This window comes from Thalassomonas sp. RHCl1 (genome assembly GCF_947387555.1).
In the GTDB taxonomy this organism is placed as follows: Bacteria; Pseudomonadota; Gammaproteobacteria; order Enterobacterales; family Alteromonadaceae; genus Thalassomonas.
This window is the reverse complement of record NZ_CANDNZ010000003.1, coordinates 566,506-592,081: the sequence shown is the minus strand read 5'-3', so window position 1 is coordinate 592,081 and position 25,576 is coordinate 566,506. Positions and strand designations below refer to the sequence as shown.

Here is a 25,576-nt window from a genome sequence, read left to right as displayed (position 1 = left end):
ACCTGTGCTTTTGCCCGGATATAAGAGCAGCGTAATGAAATTTTAAGACTTCATCCTGGTAAGGCAAGCTTTGCCGGGCATCCGGGATGAACAGGAAGATAGATATGAGTGAAGTTAACGTAAAAGATATCCTTATCATGCTCGCGGGCAAAGGGGTGAGTTTAGCCGTAAAAGATAACCGGCTGAGCGTCAAAGGCAAATTGAGCCAGTTAGATGCCGACGACAAGGCATTATTGCAGTCTCACAAGAGTGAAATCATCGCTTTTATCCAGACGCGGCAGCAATCGGAGCAAACCAGTATCCCGGTTCGCACCCAGCAGGAGAATCTACCCTTATCTTTTGCCCAGCAAAGACTCTGGTTTGTTGACCAGCTACAGGGCAGCAGCGAAGAATATAATATGCCGTCGGCATTCGAGGTCGAGGGAGATTTCAACGCGGATGTTGCTGAGCAGGTGCTGACAGAAATCATCAAACGCCATCAGGTATTACGTACTGTTTATATTGACGGTGATGACGATACGGTGCAGGTGATCCGCGACGACTACGACTTTAGCCTGGGGCGCTTTGATTTAACTTCATTGGATGCGCAAAACCGCCAGAACCGGTTGATGGCGCTGATTGATGAAGATATGAAGCAGCCGTTTGATCTGGCCCGCGATCTGATGATACGCGCCAGCTTTATCGCCTTAGACAGCGGCAAAGGTGTCTTGCTATTTAACATGCATCATATCGCTTCCGACGGCTGGTCGATGAATGTCCTGGTCGGGGAATTTATTGCCTTGTATCAGGCGATCATTTCCGGCCAGGCAAGTCCGTTAGCCCCGCTGGATATTCAATATGCCGATTATGCCCTTTGGCAGCGGGACTACCTCAAAGGAGATGTGCTGGAGCAGCAGCTGGGCTACTGGGACAAACAATTGGCGGATATGCCGCCGGTGCACACCTTAGCCCTGGATCATCCCAGACCAGATATCAAGGGACATAGCGCCGATCGGGTCAGCCGCCAGCTATCCGGTGATATCGCCAAACAGCTTCAGGATATTGCCGGCCGTTATAAATTAACGCCTTTTATGCTGATGCACAGTGCATTAGCCCTGGTATTGTCCAGACACAGCAACAGCACGGATATCGTGATCGGTACCCCGGTAGCCAACCGGATGCAGTCGGAACTTGAGCCGCTGATCGGCTTTTTTGTCAACAATTTAGTGCTTAGGTTGGATACAAGCCATGCCCGGCTGGATGATTATTTGGCCCATGTGCGCCAGGTACATTTTGACGCGCAAAACAACCAGGATGTGCCGTTTGAACAAATCGTCGAACGCTTGAATATCCCCCGCAACAGTGCCTATACGCCGTTATTCCAGATCATGTTATCTACCAATAACGATTTTGCCTTAGGGGAGACCTCCGCCGGTGAGGTCATGGATCTAAACGGGGCAAGACTTTCTCCTTTAGCCAGTGATACCATCAGCGCAAAATTTGATCTGGAAGTGGCCATCAACATCTCCGAGCAGGGGGTGGGGCTGGACTGGATTTATGATACCAATCTGTTTAACCGTGAACATGCCGAGCAGTTAATTGAACACCTGGCGATCCTGTTAACTTCAATGGCGCAGAGCAAGGGGCTGGCAGAGACCGAATTAGCTTTCCTTGACATCATGTCCGAGCAGGAAAGTGACTACTTACTTAATGTGCTTAACGATACCCGTCAGGAATATCCGCAGGATAAACTGATCCATGAATTATTTGAAGCGCAGGCGGCAGCAACGCCGGATAATCTTGCGCTGAGTTTTAACGGCACCGAGCTGAGCTACCGCGAACTGAACGAAAGGGCCAACCGCCTCGCCCACTATCTGCGCGAGCGCGGCGTACAGACAGAAGATTTTGTCGGTATCTGCCTGGAACGCTCCCATGAAATGCTGGTGGCGATTTTAGCGGTCCTTAAAGCCGGCGGTGCCTACGTGCCCCTGGATCCCGCCTATCCGCAGGCACGGCTGGAGTATATGCTTGCCGATACCGGCCTTAAATATGTCATCAGCCAGGCTGAGCTAAATGCCAGCCTTTTCGATAGCGATAAAATCGAAGTGATCGAGCTGGAAACCTGGCAGCAGCTGTCCAGAGATTTTTCCTGTGAAAATCCTCTTATTGCCAAAGATCTCGATGCCAACAGCCTGGCTTATGTCATCTATACCTCAGGCTCAACCGGGCAGCCCAAAGGGGTGCTGCTGGAGCACAGGGGCGCAGTGAATTTAGGCCTGAGCCAAAGCCAGGCTTTTGCTGTGCAAGAAAACAGCCGGGTATTACAGTTTGCTTCCCTTAATTTTGATGCGGCAACGTCCGAGTGGCTGATGGCGTTTGTCATTGGAGCGGCGCTGGTGGTATGCGACGAGCAAACCCGGCAGTCGGCGGATACCTTACAGCAGGTGTTACTTAAAGAAAGCATCAGCCATGTCACCCTGCCGCCGGCATTACTCGCTTTATTGGATCACCACCGGGATTATGCCCTGGAGAGCCTGATTGTCGCCGGCGAAGCCTGTGATCCCGCGCTGGTAAAAATCTGGGCGTCAAAATGCAGGATGTTTAATGCCTATGGTCCTTCCGAAGGCACGGTGTGTGCGAGTATTGCTGAGTTGGAGCCGCAAGGGCCTGTGTCTATCGGACGGGCGATGGCCAATGTCTCGCTTTATGTGTTTGATCAGGCCTTCAGATTAACCCCCAAAGGTTGTATCGGCGAGCTTTATATCGGCGGCGACGGCGTTTCCCGCGGTTACTTAAATAAAGCGCAGTTAACACAAAAGAGTTTTATTCAAAACCCGTTTTCCGACAAGGCGGAAGATCGCCTATATAAAACCGGGGATCTGGTGCGCTATTTGGCCAACGGCGATCTGGACTTTATCGGCCGGGTGGATGACCAGGTGAAAATCAACGGCTTCAGGATCGAGCTGGGAGAAATTGAAAACCAGTTATCAAGCTGTCAGGGCCTGAGCTCCTGTCTGGTGACTACCCGGGAAGTGCAGGCGGGACAAAAGCAACTGCTGGCCTATATTACACCTGAAATCAAGGACATCACCGAAGAGCAGCAAACCTCTCTGATCGAATCGTTGAAACAGACATTAACCGCATCTTTGCCGCATTATATGGTACCGGCGATGTTTGTTGTTATCTATGACTGGCCGGTGACCGCCAACGGCAAGGTGGATAAAAAAGCCTTGCCTTCGCCTGATGCTGCCTTATTGCAGGGCAATTACCAGGCGCCGCAAACCGAGCTTGAAAGCAAGCTGGTGAACATCTGGGCACAGCTGTTAAACCTTGAGGCCGATAAGATCAGCACAGGAGCAGACTTTTTTGCCCTGGGGGGCCATTCGCTGTTAACCATACGCCTGGTGGCGGAGATCCGCAAACAGCTGGAGGTTGAACTGGCGGTAAAAGCGGTCTTTGACGCCGGTACTATCCAGGCGATGGCACAGCTGATCGAAGCGGATGTCCGGACGCCGTTAAGGCTCCAGGTGCTGCCGGTTACCCGGGGACAGGAGACCATGCCGTTATCTTTTGCCCAGCAAAGGTTATGGGTGATCGACCAGTTGCAGGGGGGTAGCCCGGAATATAATATGCCAGCCGCCTTTGAAGTGCAGGGGGCTTTTGATATTCATGCCGCAGAGCAGGCCCTGAGCGCCATTATCAAGCGTCACCAGGTGCTGCGCACGGTTTATATTGAACAGGACAAGCAAACACAGCAAAAAATCCTGTCAGATTTTAGTTTTGCGATAACCCGGCATGATTTTACCGCGCTTGAGCAGCAAGTGCAGCAGCAGGAGTTGCTTCAGTTAATTGAACAGGATGTGCAAAAGCCGTTTGTGCTGTCGACAGACTTAATGGTGCGCGCCAGTTATGTTGCATTAGAAAACAGCACCAGTGAAAAACAGGCCAGGGGCGCCTTATTATTTAATATGCACCATATCGCCGGTGACGGCTGGTCGATGAGTGTGCTGATACGGGAATTTGTTGCTGCCTATCAGGCGATCACTAAGGGACAGACTATCTCGCTGCCTGAGCTTGATATTCAATATGCCGATTATGCCCACTGGCAGCAGGAATGGTCGCAGGGAGAGCAGTTTGCGTCACAGCTTGATTACTGGCAGCAGCAACTGGCGGAAGTACCGCCGGTACATTCTTTAGTGCTGGATAAAGCACGGCCCGAGGTGCCTTCACACCTGGGGGCAAGTGTTCGCGGACAATTACCTGCCGATATTGCCGCCTCGCTGCAGGCGCTGGCCGGACAATATAAGCTCACGCCTTTTATGCTGTTACACGCCGCGCTGAGCCTGGTGTTGTCCCGCCATAGTAACAGTAACGATATTATTATCGGTACCGCTGTGGCCAACAGGATGCAGGCGGAGCTTGAACCTTTGATCGGCTTCTTTGTGAACACCTTAGTATTGAGGGTCGATACCGGCCATCAGCTGCTGGCAGACTATTTACGTCATATCCGCCAGGTACACTTAGATGCCCAGGCAAATCAGGATGTGCCGTTCGAACAACTGGTTGAACAGTTAAAAGTGCCCAGGGGCACTTCCTATACCCCCTTGTTCCAAATCATGATGGGAACAAATACCGACTATGGACTGGGGGATAATAGCCTGGCAATGGCAGATACCAGCCTGACGCCGCTATCAAGCGAGCACATCAGTACTAAGTTTGATTTGGATATCGATATGGTGCTCGATGAGCAAGGGGTATCTTTAAACTGGACTTATGATACCGGCTTGTTTAGCCATGAACATGTCAGCCAGTTTAATGAACATTTGCTCAATGTGTTAAATGCTATGGCACAGCTGCAACAACAGGGGGCAGATGTTGCCGGGACACAAGTCGCTGCTTTGGCCATGTTATCTGAGCAGGAAAGTGAGCAGCTGCTTGCCCCCGTGAATGAGTGCCGGGCGGATGAGCCGCAAGAGATGCTGATTCATGAAATCTTTGAAAAGCGGGCGGCGGATACCCCGGATAAAATCGCATTAACCTTGGCGGATGAAGAGCTCAGTTACCGTCAGCTTAATGAAAGGGCCAACCAGCTCGGTCATTATTTAAGGGAGCAGGGAGTACAGGCGGGCACTTTAGTCGGGCTTTGCTTCGAGCGCTCGCTGGAAATGGTGATCGCTATGCTGGGAATATTAAAAGCCGGTGGCGGATACGTACCGCTGGATCCCGGCTATCCCGAAGCAAGGTTAAATTATATGCTGGATAATTCCGGGGTAAAACATCTTGTTACCCAGGCGCATTTATCCGAATTGTTGCAGCTAAACGGGGAAACCCGGGTCGTGAGTCTTGGCGGCGGCCAGGAGACAGATATTGACCGTCAACCAAAGACGAACCTGGCCTCAGAGCACAGCAGCGACAATATTGCCTATATGATTTATACCTCAGGCTCCACCGGGCAGCCTAAAGGGGTGATGATAACCCATAATAACTGGGCCGCTTACCTGGAAGGGATCGAGCAGGATTATCAGTTGACCCCATCGGATCGAGTGCTGCAATTTTCATCGATTTCATTTGATATTTTTATCGAAGAATTAAGCGCCTCACTCTTGTGCGGCGGAACCTTAGTGTTGCCGCCTCCGGGCAAGCTGCCGAGTTGTCAACAATACTGGCAATGGCTGAAAGAATATCAGATCACGCTGGCATCATTGCCTACCGCCTATTGGCACCAGTTATGTGTCGATGAACAACTGGCCTCTGATAGCCGGGATACATCGCTGCGCTTGCTGATCACCGGCGGCGAGGCCATGTCGGGCAGTCATCTGCAGCAATGGCAGCAGCATGTGGCGGGGGAGATCAGGTTATTAAATACCTATGGACCGACAGAAACCACAGTGATCGCGACTATCTGCGATGTCACTTGTTATCAGGATGACGGCCGCTCTGTGCCTATCGGCAAGCCCTTGAAACACAGCCAGGTATTGTTGCTGACACAGTCCCTGTCACTGGTGCCTGAAGGGGCGGTCGGAGAGGTCTATGTCACAGGCGCCATGGTGGGGGCCGGTTACTTTAATGATAAGGAAAAAACCGACAAACACTTTATTGCCAATCCGTTTAGCAGTGAAAAAGACTCGATATTATACCGCACCGGAGATTTAGCGCGTTATGGCAAAAACGGCGAGCTGGAGTTTGTTGGCCGGGGAGATAACCAGGTCAAAATTCGCGGCTTCAGGATTGAAGTAGAAGAAATCGAGTCTCAGCTTGCCTTATGCGAGGAGGTTGCCAATAGCCTGATACTGGTGCGGGAAGACGAGCCGGGAGATAAGACTCTGGTGGCTTATGTCACTTTGGCGGAGCAGGCGGCTGCCCAGGCAGAAAAAGAGCATGAAATCACCCAGCACATCATGGCGCAACTGCAGGCGAAGTTACCGGCCTATATGCTGCCTTCGGCTGTGGTTGTTATGGATGAACTGCCGTTAACGGCAAACGGTAAGTTGGACAAAAAAGCCTTACCGGCGCCGGATAATAGTTTGATACAAGGTGAATATGTCGCACCGCAAACCGAAACCGAAACCGCTCTGGCGCAGATTTGGGGCAAGTTGCTTAAACGTGACGCAGATACACTCAGTACCCGGGCAAGTTTTTTTGCCTTAGGGGGACATTCTTTGTTGGTGATTAGAATGATCACCGAGATCAAAAACCATTTTGACGTTGAAAGTACCGTGGCAAAGTTATTTGAATCTCAGACGATTCATAATGTTGCAACTTATATTGATAATTTATTACTGGCTAAAACCATAGACGCAGGTCTGGACGATGCCGAAGTAGGGGAAGAAGGATGGCTATAAAAGCGGAAAGCATTATTGAAAAAGCATTGGATGAAGGGATTCACCTTTTTTTAGAGGATGGTAAGTTAGGTTTCAAGCAAAAAAAAGGCAGTGTTTTTTCTCCTGCCCTTAAGCAGGAAATCGTGGCGAACAAGGCTGAAATCATTGATTTCCTCGGCCAGTACAGCTCACAGGATAAAGTAGCGAGAACCAAAGTAACCCGGTTTGAACGCAGCGGAGCGCCGGTATCGCTTTCTTTCTCCCAGCAGCGTTTGTGGTTTATGGACAAGCTTAATGGCGGTAGTGCCGAATATAATATGCCCGCAGCCTTTGAAGTGGTGGGGGATTTTGATCTGGCTACCGCCGAGCAGGCACTGGAGCGTATTATCAAGCGCCATGAAATCCTGCGCACCGTTTATATCGAAAACCAGGATGAGACCCTGCAGCATATCCGGGAGGACGTAAACTTTCAGTTCGCCCGCCATGATCTGAGCAGCTTGAACGAGCAAGAGCAGGCGGAGCAGCTATCGGCATTAATTGCCCGGGACTTGCACCAGTCTTTTGATTTAACAAAAGATCTTATGGTACGCGCCGGTTTTGTCACTTTAAGTGAAGGTAGCGGCGACCAGGCAAAAGGGGTACTGTTATTTAATATGCATCATATCGCCTCCGACGGCTGGTCGATGGATGTGTTAATACGTGAGTTTGTCAGCCAATATCAGGTGATTTCTCTGGGGCAGGCGGATCCGTTTCCCCCCCTGGAAATCCAATACAGCGATTATGCCCAATGGCAAAGGCAGTGGCTGCAGGGGGAAGTCCTGGACAAGCAGCTGGCTTATTGGGATAAGCAATTGGCGGATGCCCCGCAGGTACATAACCTGGTGTTGGATAAGCCAAGACCTGAGGTGCAGCAGCATATGGGAGCTTGTGTTTCAGGCCAGCTGCCTAAGTCGGTGGCACAGTCGTTACAATCCCTTGCCCGGCAATTTAATTTAACGCCCTTTATGTTATTGCACAGTGCCCTGGCCCTGGTGTATTCGCGTCACAGTAACAGTCATGATATCGTGATCGGCACTTCGGTAGCCAACCGGATGCAGTCGGAACTTGAGCCGCTGATCGGCTTTTTTGTCAATACTTTAGTATTGAGACTTGATACCAGTTACCAGCGTTTGGATCAGTATTTACAGCATGTGCGCCAGGTGCATCTTGATGCCCAAAACAACCAGGATGTGCCGCTTGAGCAGCTGGTGGAACGTTTAAACGTGACCCGGGATACCTCATATACCCCGTTGTTCCAGCTGATGATGGCCAGTAACAGTGATTATGCCTTAGGCGATAAGCCTGCGGACAATAAACTGGAGCTGGCGGGGATCACCCTGTCGCCACTGGCGGGGCAGGAGATCACCTCCAAGTTTGATATCGATGTCGACTTATGCATGAATGACGACGGTGTGGCGCTCACCTGGACTTACGATACCAGTATCTTCAGCCATGAGCATATCAGCGAGTTTAACGAGCATATGCTTAACCTGCTAACCGCCTATGCCAAAGTAGCGGCCGAGCTGGGGCGCGGCGAAGAAGTCAACACCGCAGATCTGTCTATGCTGTCAACAGCGCAAGAGCAATATTTGCTGGAAACCCTTAACGATAATGCGCTTGAATATGCCAAAGACAAACTGGTGCATGAGTTATTTGAACAGTGCGCTGCCGCGCGTCCTGATGATACCGCCGTTGTTTTTGGCGACAGCAAACTCAGCTACGGCCAATTGAATGAGCAGGCCAACCGCTTAGCCCATTACCTGCACGGGCAGGGGGTTAAACCGGACTCCCTGGTCGGTATTTGCCTGGACCGCTCGCTGGAGATGACGGTGGCCATTTTGGCGATATTGAAGGCCGGCGGCGCCTATGTGCCGCTTGATCCCGCCTATCCGCAGGAAAGATTGTCACATATGCTTGATGATGCCGATTTAAAACTGGTGATCACCAAAAGCTCACTTGGCGCGGCGCTGGATTTAACCGGCCGTATCGGATTTTGCCTGGATCGGGAAGATTTGGCGCAATACCCGGCAGAGAATTTATCGTCATCAGTTACCGGGGTCACCCCGGGGAACCTGGCCTATGTGATCTATACCTCAGGTTCTACCGGGCGCCCTAAAGGGGTGATGGTGGAGCACCGTCAGCTTAACTGTTTCCTGAGTAATGTCAGGGATCGTTACCAAATCCGGGCTGAGGATAATGTTTTACAGTTTTCCACCATCAACTTTGATATTTTTGTCGAAGAGTATTTCGGCGCCTTATGTCACGGCGCAACCCTGGTATTAAGGGATGAGGATTGCATGGGGGATCTGGTGGCCTTTTACCAGTTTTGCCGTTTATACCAGGTTTCCATCGTCAGTTTACCGACTTCATTCTGGCATCAGCTGATGTTAAATGCTCGGGTATCGCCGCCAGAGGCGTTACGTCTGGTGATTGTTGGCGGAGAAGCCTTGCAGCTGCCCCTGGTTAAAGCCTGGTTAAGCGAGCCTGACGCACCTGAGTTGATCAATACCTACGGGCCGACCGAAGCCACGGTTACGGCATGTGGTTACCATATCAAGGCCGGGGAGATCAGCTATAATACGCCGCCAATCGGCAAGGCGAACAAAAATGTTGCCTTGTACGTGCTGAACGAATTTAAACAAGTGACGCCTTTTGGCAGTGTCGGCGAACTTTATATCGGCGGCGAAGGGGTTGCCCGCGGTTATTTGAACCAGGCGCAGCTGACACAAGAGAGCTTTATTGCCAGTCCGTTTAGCGAAAATGGCGATGAACGTCTTTATAAAAGTGGTGACCTGGTGCGTTACCTGCCCGACGGTAACCTGGAGTTTATCGGCCGGGCCGATGATCAGGTGAAAATCCGGGGATTCCGTATCGAGCTGGGAGAAATTGAAAACCAGCTGTCCCGCTGCGATAATGTCGCCAGCACCCTGGTGCTTGCCCTGGAAGATGAAACCGGGCAAAAACAGCTGGCGGCTTATGTCAACCCGCAAACCTTTGAAGCTTCGGCCTCAGGGCAGGCGGCGTTTATTGAGTCGTTAAAAGATACGCTGCAACAGACCTTGCCGGAATATATGGTGCCGGCGGCTTTTGTGGTAATGGAGCAATGGCCTTTGACCGCCAACGGTAAGATAGATAAAAAAGCCCTGCCGTCCCCGGACAGCAATGGCGCACAAGGGAATTATCTTGCCCCACAAACGCCGGTCGAGCAAACCCTGAGTGAAATCTGGGGCCGGTTATTAAAAATGGATGCCGGACAAATCAGCACAGATGCCAACTTCTTTGCCCTGGGGGGACATTCGCTGCTCACCGTACGTTTAGTAGCGGAGATCAGAAAGCAGCTGAAGGTAGAAGTCTCGGTGAAAGCCGTGTTTGATGCCGGTACTATCCTGGAGCTGGCACAGGTGATCGCCGAGAAGACATCCGCCAGCCTGATACCCCAGGTAAAACCGGTTGCCCGAAATAACGATACCATGGCGTTATCTTTTGCCCAGCAAAGGTTATGGTTTATCGACCAGTTGCAGGGGGGCAGCGCCGAATACAATATGCCGGTGGCGTTTGAAGTCAGCGGCGCATTTGATGCGGATATCGCAGAGCAGGCGCTTGGCCGGATTATCGACCGTCATGAAATCCTGCGTACCCGTTATCTTGAAAAGAGTCCGGAAAAGAGCCCGGAAAAGAAGGTTGAAGACAAAGCGACTGACAGTTTTGAAAGCAAATTTGAACAGCACTTTGAAGACAAGTTTGAAAATAAACTGGCAAAAACTTTAGAAAGCAAATTTGACAGCAATGAACACAACAGCCCGGCGCAGCAGCTTGTACAAGGCGGCGAAGCGTTACAGCAGATTATGCCGGAAGCTGACTTTAAACTGACCCGACATGATTTGTCCGGTCTGGATGCCGGTTTGCGCCAGTACCAGTTAAGCGCCCTGATTGACGCTGACATGAGGCAGTCTTTTGATTTAACTAAAGATTTAATGGTCCGTGCCAGTTATGTCGCCCTGGATAAGGAGTCGGGCACCGGAGCGTTGTTATTTAATATGCACCATATTGCCTCCGATGGCTGGTCAATGGAAGTACTGGTACGTGAGTTTGTCAGCCAATACAAGGCGATAGCTTCAGGCCAGGCCAATCCTTTGCCGCCGCTTGAAATCCAATACGCCGACTACGCCCATTGGCAGCGACAGTGGTTGCAGGGTGAAGTGCTGGAAAAACAATTGAGTTACTGGGACAAGCAATTAAGCGATGTGCCTGCGGTGCATTCGTTAGTGCTGGACAAGGCCAGACCGGAAGAGAAACAGCATGTCGGGGATATCGTTTCCGGCAAGTTATCGTCCCGGGTGGCGCAGCAGTTACAGGCGCTGGCCAAGCATTATCAGCTTACGCCGTTTATGCTGCTGCACAGCGCCCTGGCACTGGTACTTTCCCGCCACAGCAACAGCTCGGATATCGTTATCGGCAGCCCGATAGCAAACCGGATGCAGGCGGAGCTTGAGCCGTTGATCGGCTTCTTTGTCAATACTTTAGTGCTGCGTCTGGACACAGCTCATGACCAACTTGAAGATTATTTCCGTCATGTGCGCCAGGTGCATCTTGATGCCCAAAATAATCAGGACGTGCCATTTGAGCAACTGGTAGAGCGCTTGAATATTCCGCGCAGCACCGCCCATACGCCGCTGTTCCAGATCATGTTATCCACCGACAGCGATTATGGCATGGACGGGGACAATAGCTTAGAGCTGGACGGGGTGACCTTATCGCCGCTGGAAAGTGATTGTATTACCGCAAAATTTGATTTAGATATCGGTATCAGCATGAATGCGGACGGGGTGGACTTACAATGGACCTTTGATACCAGTATCTTTACCCGGGAGCATGTCGGCCAGTTCAATGCCCACCTGGAAACCCTGTTAACGGCGATGGCAGAGCTTAGTTCGGCAGACAAACCGGCAGCCGATACTAAGGTCAATGCTTTAGCCATGTTAACGGCTCAGGAAAGTGATTACCTTATTCATGGCCTTAATAACAGCGCCGTGGATTATCCGCAAGATAAAGGTATTCATGAACTGTTTGCCGCACAAGCCTTACAGACCCCGGATAATATCGCCCTGGTTTGTGAAGATCACCAGCTCAGTTATCGCGAGCTTAATGAAAATGCCAACCGCCTGGCCCGTTACCTGTCGGCGCAAGGGGTTGAAAAAGAAACTTTTGTCGGGGTGTGTTTAAACCGCTCTGCCGAGATGGTGGTGGCCGTTTTAGCCATACTCAAAGCCGGTGGCGCTTATGTGCCGTTAGATCCCGGGTATCCCCAGGCGCGTTTACAGCATATCTTAACTGATACCGGCGTGCGCCATGTGCTTACCGCCACTCACCTGGCGGCTGCGCTGAATGTTGAACAAGACGGTGATATTTCAGCTGCAGGTCTCGAATTGCTTTGCCTCGATGATGCTGAGCTGCAAGCGAAGGTACTGACATACCCTTGCACCGAAGTTGAAAGCAGCGAAGGTGCGGGACAAGCAGGCGCCGATCTGGCCTATGTTATTTATACCTCGGGCTCCACAGGTCTGCCCAAAGGGGTCATGGTCGAGCATCACAGCGTAACCCGCCTGGTGCACAGCAGTAATTATGTGCCTTTGGATGAAAATACCCGCTTCTTGCAGTCGGCGCCAATTGCCTTTGATGCCGCCACGCTTGAACTTTGGGGACCGTTACTTAACGGCGGACAATGTATTATTTATGGCGAACAGCAAATTGATTTGCAGCAGCTGACCGATTTTGTCGTCAGGCATGAGGTCAATACCTTATGGTTAACCTCTGGCTTATTCGAACAGTGGAGTGAAATGCCGATACCCCCCAGCGCTATCAAGTATTTGCTGGCGGGAGGAGATGTCCTCAATGTCGATGCGGTTAACCGGGTGAGGGAGAAAATTCCAGGCATTTGCGTGATTAACGGTTATGGTCCGACAGAAAATACTACGTTTACCACTTGTTACTCGGTTAACAATGATGTTACACTCAATTCGAATATACCGATAGGTAAAGCGATCCAAAACACCAGCACTTATGTGTTAACTGACTCTCTGACCCTGACACCTTTAGGCGCAGTAGGGGAATTATACACAGGTGGCGCAGGGGTTGCCCGCGGCTACTTGAATCAGGAGCAGGCAACACAGGCAAGTTTTATTGCCAACCCCTTTAGCGATAACGAGGATGACCGCCTGTATAAAACCGGCGATCTGGTGCGTTATCTCAGCGACGGTAATTTAGAGTTTATCGGCCGGGCGGACAACCAGGTGAAAGTACGCGGTTTCAGGATTGAGCTGGCAGAAATTGAACACCAGCTGAATTTATGTCAAACAGTGCATTCTGCCGTAGTCCTTGCCAAAGGAGAGGGCAGCGGTGATAAACAACTTGTTGCTTACGTGAAAGGGGATCTCACGCATGAGAGCGAAGAAGAAAAAACCGCGTTTGTTACGCAGTTAAAAGTTTCTCTTGCGCGAGCCTTGCCCGACTATATGGTGCCGGATGTTTTTGTGGTTGTTGACGAATGGTCGTTAACGGCAAATGGCAAGATAGATAAAAAGGCATTACTCGGTCTTGAAGGGGTAGTACTGCAAACCGAGTATGTTGCACCACAGACGGATATTGAAAAGTCTCTGGTGCAGATCTGGTCTTCGCTGTTAAAGCTGGATGCGGATAAAATTAGCATAACCGCCAATTTCTTTGAACTTGGGGGGCATTCACTTTTAGTTACCAGATTGAAAGCGTTGATCGAATCCGAGTTCGGGATGGAATTTAACGTCAAAGATCTGTTTGAACTTTCAGATATAACAAGTGTGGCACAAGTCATAAGCAAGAATTTGCTTAAGCGCGATCTGGATTCAGTTGAAAGTGAACTTCTTGATGAGGTTGAGTTTTAAATGAAGGAAGCACAAACCCTTGTTCGGCAATTAGCCGAACAAGGTATCGAAGTCTATTTGCAGAAAGGTAAGTTAAAGGCGAGAGCATTAAAGGGCGGCTTAACCCCCGAATCTACTTTGTTGATTAAAAATAATCTCGATAAGATTATTGAATATCTGCAGTTAACGCAGGAAAAAGATGTTTTAAAATCAGCCAAAGCTAAGATAGTGCCCGCCGGCGACCAGAGCAAAGTTCTTTCCTTTGCCCAGCAGAGGTTATGGTTTATCGATCAGCTCCAGGGAGGCAGCGCCGAATATAATATGCCGGCCGCCTTCGAGGTTGAGGGGGAGTTTTCCCCCGAAGCCGCCGAGCAGGCGCTGTCGGTTATTATCCAGCGCCATGAAGTCTTGCGTACCGTTTATCTTGACAGCGACGAAGAAGCCAGGCTGGAGCTAAAGACTGAGCCGAGCTTTGCCCTTAGCCAGCATGACCTGACTGCGTTAGAGCAGCGGGCCAGGCAGGAAAGGTTAAGGGCGTTAATAGATTACGATATGCAAAAACCATTTGATTTAAAACAAGATCTAATGGTTCGCGCTAGTTTTGTTGCTTTAGAAAAAGCCTCCCAAGCCGGACAAAAACCGGCAAGGGGGGCGTTATTGTTTAATATGCACCACATTGCTTCCGACGGCTGGTCAATGGAAGTGTTAGTTCGTGAATTTGTGGTTTTATATCAGGCAATTACTCAAGGTCGCGCAGCACCGCTGCCGCCTCTGGAGATCCAGTATGCTGATTATGCCCACTGGCAAAGAGAATGGCTGCAGGGAGAGGTGCTGGAAAACCAGCTGAGTTATTGGGACAAGCAGCTGGCGGATGTGCCGCCGGTGCACACTTTGCCGCTGGATAAACCCAGGCCGGAAACCAAGCAATATCTTGGTGATAATGTCTCCGGGCAGTTATCCGCCGGAGTGGCAAGAAGGTTACAGATTCTGGCCACCCGTCACCAGTTAACCCCCTTTATGTTGCTGCACAGCGCCCTGGCACTGGTGCTGTCACGGCACAGCAACAATAAGGACATTATCATCGGCACCCCGGTGGCGAACCGGATGCAGGCGGAACTTGAGCCGTTAATCGGCTTCTTTGTCAATACCCTGGTGCTGCGGCTCGATACCGGCCATCAGCGGCTCGATGATTACCTGGCCCATGTGAGGCAAGTCCACCTAGACGGGCAAAATAATCAGGATGTACCTTTTGAACAATTAATTGAACGCTTAAATATTCCCCGCAGCAATGCACATTCACCTTTATTTCAGATCATGTTATCCACCAATACTGATTATGGTCTGGCTGATAAAGGCTCAGGCAACAAGCTGGATTTAGCCGGCCTGTCACTTTCTCCTTTATCCAGCGACGTGATCACCGCCAAGTTTGATTTGGAAATCAGCATTAGCATCAGCGACCAGGGCGTCGGATTGCACTGGACTTACGACAAGAGTATTTTTAGCGGCGAGCATATTAACCAGATTAATAACCATCTGATGACGTTATTAACCTCAATGGCCGGAATTGAAGCTAGTGCAGGTGATGATGTTAAACTTGCCTCTCTGGCAATGTTGTCATCCGATGAAAGTAAATACTTACTTGAAACCCTTAACGATCGCCAACTGGATTATCCGCAAGATAAACTTATCCACGAATTGTTTGAAGCCCAGGTTGAAAAAAATCCCGATAATACAGCTTTATCCTTTGAAGGACAATCTCTTAGTTATCATGAGTTTAATGAAATGGCTAACCGATTGGCTCATTATCTCTGGCAGCAGGGAACCGGTCCGGAAACCTTAGTCGGCATTTGCCTGGATCGTTCGCCGCAGATGTTAATTGCCATGCTGGCGGTGCTTAAGGCCGGCGGTGCTTATGTGCCGTTGGATCCGAGTTATCCCCAGGCCCGCCTGCAGTATATGATTCAGGACAGCGGCGTGAAATGTGTACTGACCAGAGCCGAGTTGATCCGGGAGCTGGATTTTGAGGCAAGCACAAACTTGATTGACTTGGATGATCAAGCACTTATCAGCAGTTATCCCGCCAGCAATCCTGGCAGGAGCGAACAACTTACGCCGGAAAACCTTGCCTATACCATTTATACCTCCGGCTCAACCGGCAAGCCTAAAGGGGTGATTGTCGAACATCATGCCTTTGTCAGCCGTTTATTTGCTTTTGACCGGGCATTTGAGCTGGGCAGCGGAGATGTGGTGCCGAGCATCGCCTCTTTTGCTTTTGATATTTCCCTGCTTGAGTTGATATACCCCTTAAGCTGCGGCGCCGAGGTCAAACTCTTACCGCGGGAGAAAATCATTAATGTCGCCGAGCTCAAGCAAGAGCTGAAAACGTGTACTTTTGTGCATATGGTGCCCAGCCTGGCTCAGCTCTGGCTGGATGAGGTTGTCCGGGACAATGCCACCGGCGATTATCCCGATCTGAAATATATCGCCACCGGCGGCGACGCCGTTCCTGAAAACTTGTTGACCTCATTAAAACAGGCATTGCCCGAGGTGACCCTGTTGCAGTTTTACGGTCCGACCGAAGCCGTGCTTTTCTGTGTCTGTCACCCACAGGCGGCAGAGGCGCCTTCGTCCTTAGGAAGGGGAATCGATAATGTCAGCCTTTATGTACTCGACGATGACTTAAAGCTGCAACCGCAAGGGGCCGTGGGCGAGTTATATGTCGGCGGCAGTGCCCTGGCGAGAGGTTATTTGCACCGCCGAGAGCTGACCCAAGAGCGCTTTATCCCCCATCCGTTTAAAACCGATAGCAAGGAGCGCTTGTATCAAACCGGGGACCTGGTGCGTTACCTGCCTAACGGCGAGCTTGAATTTAAAGGGCGCAAAGACGACCAGGTGAAAATTCGCGGTTTCAGGGTTGAACTGGGGGAAATCGAGCAGCAATTGGCCGCTTGTCCCGAGGTTAGCAGCAACCTGGTATTAGTTCGTGAAGATCAGCCGGGACAAAAACGCCTGGTGGCTTATATCCAGTTAAGGCCTGCTCCTTCTCTGGCCAAAGAGCAAAAACAAGCGCTAGAGCAACAAAGCCTGGATAAGATCAAACAAAGGCTAAAAGGGAACCTGACGGATTATATGGTGCCGTCGGCCTTTGTGGTGATTGAGCAATGGCCGCTTACCGCCAACGATAAAATCGATAAAAAAGCCCTGCCGCTGCCCGGTACGGCCTTATTGTCGGGAGCATATCAGGCACCGGAAACAGAACTGGAACAGGCCCTGACGCAGATCTGGGGGCAACTGCTAAACCTGGAAGCGGGTAAAATCAGCACCCAGGCCGACTTTTTTGCCCTGGGCGGGCATTCGTTGCTCACGGTACGTTTAGTGGCGGAAATCAGAAAGCAGTTGCAGGTAGAAGTTTCGGTAAAATCGGTTTTTGATGCCGCCACCATTCAAGCCTTAGCGGCTATTATCGAGTCAGGCCCGCAAGGCGAACTAAGACGTGAAGTGCAAGCTATGCCGCGGGAAACTGATGTCATGCCGCTCTCTTTTGCCCAGCAAAGGTTATGGTTTATCGACCAGCTGCAGGGAGGCAGTGCGGAATACAATATGCCGGCCGCCTTTGAAGTTAAGGGGAATTTTGACAGCCAGGCTGCCGAGCTGGCGCTGACCTGCATTATCGAACGGCATGAGGTGTTGCGCAGCGTTTATTTCGAAGATGATGAACAGACTTTGCAAAAAATTCTGCCCGGCGCGCCTTTCACGCTTGCCCGACATGACTTATCTGGATTGGCACCGGAACAGCAAAAGCAGCAGCTGATGGCATTAATCGATGCTGATATGCAGCAGTCTTTTGACTTAACAAAAGATTTAATGGTACGGGCCAGTTATGTCACTTTGGATAAAGAAGCTGGCACAGGAGCATTACTCTTTAATATGCACCATATTGCCTCCGACGGCTGGTCGATGGAAGTGCTGATCCGGGAATTTGTCAGCTTGTACCGAGCATTTACCTTGGGTCTGCCAAGTCCTTTGTCTGGGCTTGCTATCCAATATGCCGACTATGCCCACTGGCAGCGGGAATGGCTGCAAGGGGAGGTGCTCGAAGCGCAACTGGGCTATTGGGAAAAGCAATTAGCCGAAGTGCCGCCGGTACATGGTTTACTGCTGGATAAACCCAGACCTGAGGTGAAACAGCATAGGGGCGATATAGTGATCGGCCAGTTACCGGGAGATGTTGCCAAGCAGCTACAGGCCCTGGCTTCACATTATCAATTAACTCCTTTTATGTTGCTGCACAGTGCCCTGGCCCTGGTCTTATCGCGTCACAGCAACAGCTGCGATATTGTGGTCGGCACGCCGATTGCCAACCGGATGCAGGCGGAGCTTGAGCCCCTGATCGGCTTCTTTGTCAATACCTTAGTGCTCAGGCTCGACACCGGGCATGATAAACTTGATGATTATTTAGCCCATGTGCGCCGGGTGCACCTTGATGCCCAGAACAATCAGGATGTACCCTTTGAACAACTGGTAGACAGGTTGAATATTCCCCGCAGCAGCGGCCATACGCCACTATTCCAGATCATGTTATCCACCAATAATGATTTTGGTGTCGGCGGGAGCGGGGATAATAAGCTGGACTTAGCCGACGTCACCCTGTCGCCGCTGTCGAGTGACTATATCAGCTGCAAGTTTGATCTTAATATCGGCATGAATATCAGCGAGCAGGGACTGGATTTAAGCTGGACTTTTGATACCAGTATTTTCACCCGCGAGCATATTGCTCAGTTTAATGAACACCTGAAAACTTTACTGACGGCGATGGCGCAACTTGAGCCGAAGGCAAATACCGCGCTGAATAACCTGGCTATGTTATCGGAAAAGGAAAGTGATTATCTGCTCCATCAGTTTAATGATACTAAGCTGGATTACCCGAAGGATAAACGTGTTCATGAATTGTTTGCCGAACAGGTATTGCAGACCCCGGATGATATCGCCCTGGCCTTTGCTGATAACACCCTGAGTTATCGTGAACTTAACGAAAAGGCTAACCGCTTGGCCCATCATTTGATGGCGCAGGGAGTAGGCACGCAAACTTTGGTCGGCCTTTATTTATCCCGCTCTATCGATACTGTGGTAGCCATTTTAGCTATATTGAAAGCTGGCGGTGCCTATGTACCGATCGATGCCAAATATCCGCAGGCCCGGGTGTCTTATATGCTTGATGATACCGGGGTAGAGTATGTGATCACCGAACAAAATCTTGCCGAGCGCTTTGACTTTAAAGAGAGCACCCAGCTGGTGGTGATCAATGATGCCCGGCTGCAGGCAAGTCTTGCTACTTTGTCGACAGACAATCCTTTACAAGTCGTGGCCGAATCTCAGCTTGCTTATGTGATCTATACCTCAGGTTCAACCGGGCAACCTAAAGGGGTGATGGTGGAGCATAAGAATATGCTGGCTTTTTACCAGGTATTTCGTCAGCAAATGGCGGCGATGGCACAAGCGCAAAACCTTAACTGGCTTTGCGGCGCATCATTTGCCTTTGATGCTTCCATTAAAGGGCTGTTAGTGCTGTTAAGCGGCGGTAAGATGGTGATCCTTTCGGAGGATGAAACCACAGATCCTAGCCTTATCAGCCAGGTTATCGCTAAGCATCAGGTGGATGTTTATAACGCCACCCCGCAAATGGTTGATGAAATCGTTAAACTGGAGTTACCAAACTCACCGGCGCTGATTTCCAGCGGTGATTTGTTAACACCTTCGGTATTTGCCGCTTTAAAAGATTATGGCTTAAAACATGGACGCTCGGTAGCAAATGCCTACGGACCGACGGAAACCACCATCAACAGCAGTTTTACCCTGTTGATGGAAACATCCAACATCGGACGGCCGGTGGCCAATACCCGTTTTTATATTCTTGATCAGCATAAACAGCTTGCGCCTTTTGGCGTCGCAGGTGAGTTATATATCGGCGGTGAAGGTGTTGCCCGGGGTTACTTGAACCAGGCACAGCTGACGCAAGAGTGCTTTATAAGCAATCCCTTTAGCGACAATGCGGATGATCGCCTGTATAAAAGCGGTGATTTGGTGCGTTATCTCGATGACGGTAATCTGGAGTTTATCGGCCGGGTGGATGACCAGGTGAAAATCCGCGGCTTTAGGATCGAATTGGGGGAAATTGAAGAGCAGCTATCCCGCTGTGGTAATGTCGATGCCTGTCTGGTGCTTGCCCGTGAAGGTGCGGATAAAAACAAACAGCTGGTGGCCTATGTTAATCCGCAAGTATTTGCAACGGCCAACTCAGACTTGGGCGGGTTTATTGAATCGTTAAAACAGCAGCTGCAACAGGCGCTGCCGGAGTATATGGTGCCGTCGGCTTTTGTGGTGATCGAACAATGGCCGTTGACCGCCAACGGAAAAATCGACAAAAAAGCCCTGCCGTCACCGGATAGCCAGGCCTTGCAAGGAGAATATGTTGCCCCGCAAACACCAATAGAGCAAACCCTGACCCAAATCTGGGGCCGGTTGTTAAAAATGGATGCTGAAGACATCAGTACCCAAGCCAACTTTTTCACCCTGGGGGGGCATTCCTTGCTTACCGTGCGTTTAGTGGCGGAAATTAGAAAACAGCTGCAGGTGGAAGTCTCGGTGAAAGCGGTTTTTGAAGCTGCACATATCCAGGCATTAGCCGAGATGATTGTTTCGGGTTCACAGGCGGCATTAAGGCCTGATATTGCTCCCGTGGCAAGAGAAAATGGCGCTATGGCATTATCCTTTGCCCAGCAAAGGTTAAGTTTTATCGATCAGCTCCAGGGGGGCAGTCCCGAATACAATATGCCGACCGCCTTTGAAGTGAAGGGGAATTTTGATGCCGATGCCGCAGAACAGGCACTGGCCCGTATTATCGAGCGCCATGAAATCCTGCGCACGGTATACCGCGAGCAGACGATGGCACAAGGTGGTGAGACCTTGCAGCATATTCTGCCCAAGGCCGACTTTACCCTGGCTAGATTTGATTTAAGCGCTCTGGATGAAGCGGCGCGTAGGTCTGAGTTAATGACGTTAGTTGATGCGGATATGCAGCAGCCGTTTGATTTAACCAAAGATCTGATGGTGCGGGCCAGCTATGTCGCTTTGGATAAAGCACAGGGCACGGGAGCGCTGTTATTTAACATGCATCATATTGCCTCCGACGGCTGGTCAATGCAGGTGTTGATCCGGGAATTTGTCAGCCAATATAAGGCGATCACTTCGGATCAGGCTGCTGCGTTGGCACCGCTGGAAATTCAATATGCGGATTATGCCCACTGGCAGCGGCAATGGCTGCAAGGGGAAGTGCTGGAAACACAGCTGAGTTACTGGGATAAGCAGTTGAGTGATGTGCCGCCGGTACATTCACTAGTACTGGATAAACCCAGACCGGAGGAAAAACAGCATATCGGCGACATAGTCTCCGGCAGTTTACCGGCGCAGGTGGCACAGCAGCTACAGGCGCTGGCCAAGCAATATCAGCTGACACCGTTTATGTTGCTGCACGCCGCGCTGGCGCTGGTGCTGTCCCGTCACAGCAACAGCTCGGATATCGTCATAGGTACGCCGATCGCGAACCGGATGCAGGCGGAGCTTGAGCCGTTAATCGGCTTCTTCGTCAATACCTTAGTACTGCGCCTGGACACCGGGCATGGCAAACTTGAGGATTATTTCAATCATGTGCGTCAAGTACATCTTGATGCCCAAAACAACCAGGATGTGCCGTTTGAGCAGCTGGTGGAGCGGTTGAATATCAGCCGCAGCACCGCCCATACGCCGTTGTTCCAGATCATGTTAACTACCAACAGCGATTATGGCCTGGCCGGTGACGATGACAATGCGCTGGATCTCGACGGGGTAACGCTGTCGCCGCTGGCAAGTGAGCATATTACGGCAAAATTTGACCTGGATATCGGCATTTCGATAAATCAGCACGGGGTGGATTTACACTGGACCTTTGATACCAGCATCTTTAGCCGGGAGCATGTCGGTCAGTTTAATGACCACCTGCAAACCTTGCTGACGGCGATGGCCCAGCTGACACCGACGGCAAGTACCGAGATAAATGCTTTAGCCATGCTTACGCCTCAGGAAAGTCAGTACCTGCTTGAGGCGATTAACAACAGTGCGGTTGATTATCCAAGCGATAAGGGCATTCATGAATTATTTGCCGAGCAAGTGTTAAAGACCCCGGATAATATTGCCCTGGTGTCGGAGAACGGTCAGCTGAGCTACCGCGAACTGGATGAAAGCGCCAACCGCCTGGCCCGTTATTTATCGGCGCAAGGTGTTAAAAAAGAAAGCTTTGTCGGTGTGTGTTTAAACCGCTCCCCTGAAATGGTGGTGGCGATCTTAGCCATACTCAAAGCCGGTGGTGCCTATGTGCCGTTAGATCCGGGTTATCCCGAGGCCCGCTTGCAGCATATCTTAACCGATACCGGGGTCGGGCATGTGCTGACCGCCAGTCATCTGACGGATGTGCTTGATTTTGCTAAAACCAAAGGCAAAGACGATGCCGGTGTTGAGCTGCTTTGTCTTGATGATGCCGAGTTGGCGGCCAAGGTGCTGGCACAGGAGAGCAGTGAGCCGGCAAAAATCAGTGCAGGCAACGAACTGGCTTATGTGATTTACACTTCTGGATCTACCGGCTTGCCCAAAGGGGTGATGGTGGAGCACCACAACGTGACCCGTTTGGTGACTAAGTGCAATTTTGTGCCCCTGGATGAAGATACCCGCTTCTTGCAGTCGGCGCCGATCGCCTTTGATGCCGCCACACTTGAGCTTTGGGGACCGTTACTCAACGGCGGCCAGTGTATTATTTATGGCGAGCAAAAAATCGATTTACAGCAGCTGACAAACTTTATTGTCGAGCATGAGGTCAACACCTTATGGTTGACGGCTGGCTTGTTTGAGCAGTGGAGCGAAATGTCGGCTCAGGCAAGCGGTATCAAGTATCTGCTGGCAGGGGGCGACGTCCTCAATGTCGATGCGGTAAAACGGGTGCAGGATAATATTCCTGGCATAACCGTGATTAACGGTTACGGCCCGACAGAGAATACCACCTTTACCACTTGTTATCAGGTTAACAATAGTGATAGCCATGGCTTGAATATACCAATAGGTAAAGCGATCCAAAACACCAGTACTTATGTGTTAAATAGCTCCCTCGCCCTGACGCCGTTAGGTGCGATAGGGGAATTATATACAGGTGGTGCAGGGGTTGCCCGCGGTTACCTCAACCGGGAGCAGGCAACACAGGAGAGTTTTATTGCCAATCCATTCAGTGATAAGGCCGGAGACCGCTTGTATAAAACCGGCGATCTGGTGCGTTATCTTGGCGATGGTAATTTAGAGTTTATCGGCCGGGCGGATAACCAGGTAAAAGTACGCGGTTTCCGGATTGAGCTGGCAGAAATAGAACATCAGCTTAATTTATGTCAGGGAGTGCATTCGTCCGTGGTCCTGGCCAAGGGAGAGGGCAGCAGTGATAAACAGCTGGTTGCTTATATCAAAGGGGAGGAGACCTATGAAGATGTTGACAGTAAATCATTGTTTATCAATGGTTTGAGAGATTCTCTAACAAGCGCCTTGCCTGAATACATGGTGCCGGATGTTTTTGTTGTTGTTGATGAATGGTCGTTAACGGCCAATGGCAAGATAGATAAAAAAGCGTTATTGTCGCTTGATGGTTTATTGCTGCAAAGCGAATATGTAGCACCACAGAGCGAACATGAACAAGCCCTGGTGCAGATCTGGTCTTCGTTATTGAAGCTGGACGCGGATAAAATCAGTGTGACGGCCAACTTTTTTGAACTTGGCGGACATTCACTGTTGATTAATCGCCTGGTGCAATGGATGCGTGCTCATTATAGCAACAGCAAGCAGATATCGATTAAAGATTTATTCTTGCTGCAAACTATCAGGGAGCAGGCGGACTGGTTAACGGCGCCTGAGGCTAAGTTGGCGGCATTGCCGAAATGTGAAGTGTTAGGACAATATAACGCCACTTTACCGGATGTTTATTTTGTCCCCGGGGTGGCCGGGCTGGCGAAGATGTTTATGGATATTGCCAGAGGTGCGGCGGGCAGGTTTAATGTCAAAGCCTTTAATCATCAGGGATTGTTGGATAACAACATGCCTTTTGCAACGATTGAAAGCAATGCTGAAGACTTTGCCGGTTATATTTTGTCAGAGCAGGCACAGGGACCTTATCTGATTGCCGGACATTCTTATGGCGGTGTGCTGGCACTGGAAATTGTCAGAAGGTTACGTGCCAAAGGCCATGAGGCAGAACTGGTGCTGATTGACAGCTACTTTGAACAGCCAACCCTGATGCTCAAGGACAGTGAACAGCAAGCGGCAGAGCAACCCCTTGCCGGGGAGATGATGCCTGAGCTTGATAATGAGCTGGATGTCGAAGAGAAAGAAAAAGTGGCGCTGTTATACCAGACCCAGGTTGATTTATTTGCCTCTTACCGGCCACAGGCCCTGGAGGGATTAACCCCGCTGGTGTTACTGGCAAGGAAGTCAAAATTTAACATGGGCTTCTATCAGCACAAACTGGGCAGTGTCTTTGGCCAGGGGCTGGTTTGTCATTCGGTTGAGGGAGGACATTTCTCAATGCTTTCAGGAAAAGGGGGGCAGGAGGTCTGTCACTATATCCATAGGCTGATCTCTTGAGCAGGCGTTAACTTTGTCGGAAGCGACAACCTCCCGGCTTAGCCGGAAGGTTGTCCGCAGAGGCGCATTGCCGGACATCGTTATCGGCTTGTTTGTTTTTTAGGCGTGCTTTATCAAAAGAAAGCATGCCGGTGGCCGGCATTTTCAAATCTCTGCTGGCGGTTGGCTACGCGTTCAATACAGCTGAAATCAAGCTGGCGCTAAAGAAAACCGCCGGGATTTATATAGTTAACGGTCATGGTTCGAAAAAATACTACTTGTTACTATGTTAATTATGATGTTACACTCAGGCCGAATATACCAATAGGTAAAATGATCCAAAACACCAGCACATCTGTGTGAGACAAATCTCTGGTCCTATATCTTAGGCAATAGGGAGCTTTCACCCGTGGTGCAGGGTTGTCTGCGGCTGTTTTCATCAGGAGCAGGCAATACAGGCAAGTTTTATTGCCTGTATTTTTAGTGATAACGACAATGACCGCCGGTATTAAACTTGTGATCAGGTTTGTTATTTCAGCGATGGTAATCTAGCGTCTGCCGGCCGGATAGCCAGGTCAAAGTGCGCCGTTTTAGCATTAAGCGACAGAAATCCAATATCCGTTTGTTTTCTGTCAAATGGTGTATTTTGCCGTGGCTCTTGCCAGGGGAGAAGGCTGCGATGATAAAATTTATCGTTGATGTTAAAGGGGATCTCACGCATGAGAACAAAAATGAAAGCAAACGCGTTTGCCGTGTGGTTAACCGTTTCTTTTGCGTGAGTCTTGTTTGAACACTTAGTATCGGGTGTTTTTGGATTGTCGATGAATGGTCGTTAACGGCAAATGGCAAGATGGAGCAAATGGCATTATCCGGTCTTTAAGCAGTATTACTGAAACCGGGTATGCCGTACCAGGGACAGATATGGATAAACCCCTGGCAGCTCTGAGCTTCGCTATTAAAGCCGGATGCGGATAAAAATAAGCATAACCGCCAATTTCTTTGAATTTGGGGGGCATTCACTTTTAGTTACCAGATTGAAAGCGTTAATTTAAACCCGGTTCGGGGTGGAAGTTAATGTTAAAAAACGGTTTGAATTTTCAGATATAAAGCGCGGCATCAATCAATAGCAAAAGTTTGCTTAAGCGCGCTCTGGATTCA

Annotated in this window: 3 protein-coding genes; all 3 read left to right on the top strand. The window is 50.3% G+C overall.

From position 1 onward, the window contains the following. Positions 1-104 precede the first annotated feature (104 nt). Genes QL234_RS12770 through QL234_RS12760 form a run of 3 tightly spaced genes read left to right on the top strand, consistent with a single transcriptional unit; the run spans position 105 to position 24,439 of the window. Complete coding sequence (locus tag QL234_RS12770; RefSeq protein WP_281558224.1) at positions 105-6,821, top strand: non-ribosomal peptide synthetase; 6,717 nt, start codon at positions 105-107, stop codon at positions 6,819-6,821. Then, positions 6,812-13,756 (top strand): non-ribosomal peptide synthetase, encoded by a 6,945-nt coding sequence (locus tag QL234_RS12765; protein ID WP_281558223.1) that lies wholly within the window; start codon positions 6,812-6,814, stop codon positions 13,754-13,756. The genes QL234_RS12770 and QL234_RS12765 overlap by 10 nt, the downstream gene beginning before the upstream one ends. Beyond that, positions 13,757-24,439 carry a non-ribosomal peptide synthetase gene (locus tag QL234_RS12760; protein ID WP_281558222.1) on the top strand — a complete coding sequence of 3,561 codons (10,683 nt, stop codon included), beginning with the start codon at positions 13,757-13,759 and terminating at the stop codon, positions 24,437-24,439. Positions 24,440-25,576 lie beyond the last annotated feature (1,137 nt).

Bases quoted from the DNA above. Each gene is read 5' to 3' on its own strand.
- QL234_RS12765 (WP_281558223.1), top strand. From the start codon at position 6,812: ATGGCTATAAAAGCGGAAAGCATTATTGAAAAAGCATTGGATGAAGGG.
- QL234_RS12760 (WP_281558222.1), top strand. From the start codon at position 13,757: ATGAAGGAAGCACAAACCCTTGTTCGGCAATTAGCCGAACAAGGTATC.
- QL234_RS12770 (WP_281558224.1), top strand. From the start codon at position 105: ATGAGTGAAGTTAACGTAAAAGATATCCTTATCATGCTCGCGGGCAAA.